The sequence below is a fragment of the Asticcacaulis sp. genome (assembly GCF_027484505.1).
Lineage (GTDB): Bacteria > Pseudomonadota > Alphaproteobacteria > Caulobacterales > Caulobacteraceae > Asticcacaulis.
In genome coordinates this window covers 1-2730 of record NZ_JAIXSV010000070.1, presented here as the reverse complement: position 1 = coordinate 2730, position 2730 = coordinate 1, and the positions used below count along the sequence as shown (strand labels likewise).

Below are 2730 nucleotides of genomic sequence, written 5' to 3'. Positions count from 1 at the left end.
GTCGGGCCGGTTCCGATGATCGCAATTCTCGGAAGCATGAAAACACCCGTTTGCCGCCGAGGGATCTCGCACGGATGCGCCTTCAAATCTTCAGTGTGAACTTTGTTCCATGAGACGCCAGACGAAGTTAAAGCCGCGTATCAAACGGGGTATCGTAGGGCTAATCGATTACGGACATCGTTCGCAAAATTTCCGCAACCTTTGGATTCATGCAGTGATAGTAGATGGTAGCACCATCCCGCCGCCTGGAGACGATCCCGGCATGACGAAGTTTCGATAAGTGCTGAGACAATGCCGATTGGCTAAGACCAAGCTCCATTGCCATCTCGTTCACCGACCATTCCCTCTCCATCATTTTCAGGACGGCCGCAAGTCGGACGTTGTTAGCTAGACCAGCGAACACCGAGGCAGCCCGGCTGGTATTTCGAATTCGCTGTTGACGCGCCTGCTCGAGGACTACATCTGACATATGCATTTGGAAACTCCGGATAACCTTACAAAAGAATTAATCAATATAGTGAACACTTCGTTAATATTTGTAGATCAGATGTGTTTTTACAGCAGCGCGCCCAGCAGCCACGATCCGCCCCATCCTTTTAGGCTGGCTGTTCTGCAACGAAACAGCCATTTCCAGCGCCCGAAATGAAATTTAGTGTTTCCATAAATTGGCGATGGATCTTCAAACAGCTTAGCTACTTGTGAACCTGTGTCGTTCGTCTGTGCGACTTATGGTCAGGCGGCGCAGAGACGTTAAACCTTGCTCGCCCACGCCGAAAACCATGAATTACGCCCCCGGCCAATCAATTGTTCACGGCTGCACAATTGATAATTATTATTTCCATTGAAGGTGATTTTTTACATTTACGATAACGTAATATAAGCACGTGTAACAATGATTCGCGCATATAATTGCTAATTAAATCGACACTTGGGCTCACGTTATGCCAGACGCCGGCTTCTTACTCTTGATTAACATTTCAATAGGGGTTTTGTTTGCAGCGTCGTTCGTCGGCTTTTCTCGGCAGAGCAAGTTTAAATTAGGTTATTGGAGCGCTGCAGGTTTTCTGGCGGCAGCTCTGACCACTCTGGCTGAATCGTTCGCTGGCATCCTTCCCTCAAGATTGGTTTCGTCTCTTTCCTACGGCTTTCTTCTCACCGCACTCTCGTGCATCTTCGTGGGGCTTTGGCAACATTACCATGTTGGCAGGGTCGCTGCCCTTACGTTAGGCTTTTCGCTCACCGCCCTGCTGTTTCATCAACTGGTTCTGATTGAGGCGCCTCGGGATGGAGCGCTGCACGCGATAGGCTATCAGACAAGCTTTGCACTTTTGAGCTTGGCGTCGTCGGTCGCAATCGTGACAGGAGGGCGGCGCAGACTCGTTGACATAAGTTTGTGCATCGTCCTCGCGCTCATGGGACTGCAGTTTTGGGTCAAAAGTTGGCTGGCCTATCAGCTTACCACAGGTTTAAGTACGCAGACCTATATCTACAGTCAGTATGCACTCTATTCACAAACTGCCGCGGCTATATTGTCTCTGTCGCTTGGGGTTGGTCTACTGGCTCTTATCGTGAGTGAAGTCTACGGCTCCAGGCTCGACCGAGCGTTCCGTGACAATCTTTCCGGTTTGCTTGGACGAGACGCATTTGTCGCTGCCATCTGCGACGGTGGAAACGTTGCTCAGACGTGGAAGAGCGGCTGCTTAATCCTTGCGGACCTGGACCGATTTAAAGCAATCAATGACAGCTTTGGCCACGCCGCTGGAGATTTGGTGATTTCCACCTTCGGTGGCCTTCTTCTCAAAGCAGCTCCCTCACAATCGCTATGCGGTCGTTTCGGTGGTGAGGAGTTTGCGGTTTTGTTGCCTGAAGCGGACTTATCTACGGCTTGCGAGATTGCCACCAACGTGCGCCACCTTCTGGAAACCCACCAATTTGGATTTGCAGAAGATACGCGCTTCACCGTTAGCATCGGGATCACGATTTATGGGGATCGTGAACCATTTTCCTCGGTTCTTCACCGTGCAGATGTCGCCCTTTACCGCGCTAAACGTCTTGGTCGAAACCGCCATGAGATCGACCTTCCAGATCAGCTGGCATACGCAGACCAGAGCCGAGGCTCAGCACGGAGCTACACATGAGCGAATTGCAGAATAAAATCCTTGAGCGGCTGAGCGCTCAAGGTATCAACCTAGATCTGAATTCGGGTTATCTCCGGCACAAATGGTTGCTTGCGGCCGCACTTGATCTGCACTGCGCAGCCGGGGGACGCCTCGAAGACGCACTGGAGCTTGTACAGAATTACGACAGTCCACCTCTGGATGTTGCCACAGCTGTTGGGAACATAATCGTCGAGACTGCCGTTGTGAGTCGAGCTGCCGATCTAGATATGATTCAAGCAGCCTACAATTGGATCGACAGGGCCTAAAACGGTAGGGTAGTAGCTAAGTCGGTAGCTCTATCGTTGGAACATGTTACAGGCTTTTTTTGCTACGACAGGAGTCAACATCTGTGCAGGGCCTGCTCGCTAAATGCTGTGTGTGGCAACTGCCAGTTGGTTACAGTGGCGGCAATGGTTATCCTCAGTCTGGGCCTCCTAGAGGCAGACACGTCCTTCTTCCTCCACGCTGAGACCGTGATGTGTATCTCCTCCTGTATGACCTAGTCGACGGCGAGGCGTGCGGTGATTCCTTACAATCTGTACAACCTGGGCAGCCGTAGTGCCTATTGGGC

General features: G+C 51.4%; 3 protein-coding genes. 2 read left to right on the top strand and 1 reads right to left on the bottom strand.

Features of this window, described 5'->3' with window-relative positions; translation table 11 throughout:
• Window positions 1–160: 160 nt before the first annotated feature.
• Window positions 161–475, bottom strand: a complete 315-nt coding sequence (locus tag Q0072_RS04100) for a metalloregulator ArsR/SmtB family transcription factor (protein ID WP_298326126.1) — start codon at window positions 473–475, stop codon at window positions 161–163.
• Window positions 476–941: 466 nt separating this feature from the next.
• On the opposite strand from Q0072_RS04100, the gene Q0072_RS04095 reads away from it, so the two are divergent.
• Both Q0072_RS04095 and Q0072_RS04090 read left to right on the top strand, forming a co-directional pair.
• Window positions 942–2138, top strand: a complete 1197-nt coding sequence (locus tag Q0072_RS04095; protein ID WP_298326123.1) for a diguanylate cyclase — start codon at window positions 942–944, stop codon at window positions 2136–2138.
• Window positions 2135–2425 (top strand): hypothetical protein, encoded by a 291-nt coding sequence (locus tag Q0072_RS04090; RefSeq protein WP_298326120.1) that lies wholly within the window; start codon window positions 2135–2137, stop codon window positions 2423–2425. Before Q0072_RS04095 ends, Q0072_RS04090 begins: the two co-directional genes overlap by 4 nt.
• The last annotated feature ends 305 nt before the right edge of the window (window positions 2426–2730 follow it).

Bases quoted from the DNA above. Each gene is read 5' to 3' on its own strand.
- Q0072_RS04100 (WP_298326126.1), bottom strand. From the start codon at position 475: ATGCATATGTCAGATGTAGTCCTCGAGCAGGCGCGTCAACAGCGAATT.
- Q0072_RS04095 (WP_298326123.1), top strand. From the start codon at position 942: ATGCCAGACGCCGGCTTCTTACTCTTGATTAACATTTCAATAGGGGTT.
- Q0072_RS04090 (WP_298326120.1), top strand. From the start codon at position 2,135: ATGAGCGAATTGCAGAATAAAATCCTTGAGCGGCTGAGCGCTCAAGGT.